The sequence below is a fragment of the Bartonella sp. AP88XZML genome (genome assembly GCF_042195565.1).
GTDB lineage: Bacteria > Pseudomonadota > Alphaproteobacteria > Rhizobiales > Rhizobiaceae > Bartonella.
Window position 1 is genome coordinate 1 of the sequence record NZ_JBHIOQ010000057.1, and the last position, 1,072, is coordinate 1,072.

General features: G+C 43.0%; 1 protein-coding gene. It reads left to right on the forward strand.

Features of this window, described 5'->3' with window-relative positions:
• Window positions 1-46: 46 nt before the first annotated feature.
• Window positions 47-1,072: tyrosine-type recombinase/integrase (locus ACFIK2_RS07080; RefSeq protein ID WP_375677076.1), on the forward strand; the 1,026-nt coding region annotated here is incomplete at its 3' end.

A 1,072-nucleotide genomic window follows, 5' to 3' on the forward strand; every position in this document is an offset into this window, starting at 1 on the left:
AGCGGGGTTGATGTGTGGGTAAAAATTGTACAAGAAAGGAGTAAAAATGGTTCTTATGAATCGTCTTAATGCAAGGGCTGTCGCAACTTTGGGAGCTGGTAAATATAATGATGGTGCCGGCTTGCTTCTTCACAAACGTAAAGATGGTGGTGCTCAATGGCTTTATCGTTATACCATTCATGGTCGGCGCCGCGAAATGGGCTTGGGTGCCTTGCGAGATGTTTCTTTAAAACAAGCCCGTGAATTGGCAACTAGGTGGCGGGCTGTTTTACGTGAGGGGCGTGACCCTATTAAAGAACGCAACAAACAAAAGCGTGAGGCAATGCGCAATCTCCATTATTTAAAAGATATTGCTCTAGATGCTTTTGAAAGCCGTAAAGCTGAATTAAAAAATGATGGTGAGTCTTGTAATTGGTTTTTACATTTACGCCTCCATATTCTCCCTAAATTAGGCTGTCTGCCCGTTTCAGAGATTACCCAAACAGAGATACGCGATACCCTTGCCCCTATTTGGCATACAAAAGCTGGAACTGCTCGAACAGCACTAATGCGTCTTAATCTTTGTCTCAAACATGCGGCTGCATTAGGGTTAGATGTTGATTTACAAGCTGTAGAAAAAGCACGCGCTCTCTTAGGCAAACAACGTCATAAAAAACAAAGCTTACCAGCCATGGATTGGAGAGATGTGCCGGCTTTTTACCAATTTCTCTGCAAAACAACAACTATAAAACATTTAGCTTTGCGTCTGCTTATCCTGACAGGCGTTCGTAGCAATCCTTTGCGTCATATTCGTGAAGATCAGATTGAAGATGATATCTGGACAATCCCTGCTGAAAATATGAAAGGCAAGCGTGATGCCACAACAGAGTTTCGCGTCCCCCTATCATCTGAAGCAATAAAAGTAATTGAACAAGCCCGCTGTATCTCTAAAAGTGATTTCATCTTTTCACTTACCGGTCGTGGTCCTCTTTCACATACGATGATGGCGGCGTATATGAGAAAAAATAAAATTGAAGCTTGCCCCCATGGTTTTCGCTCTAGTTTACGCGATTGGCTAGCAGAAACAACCGAT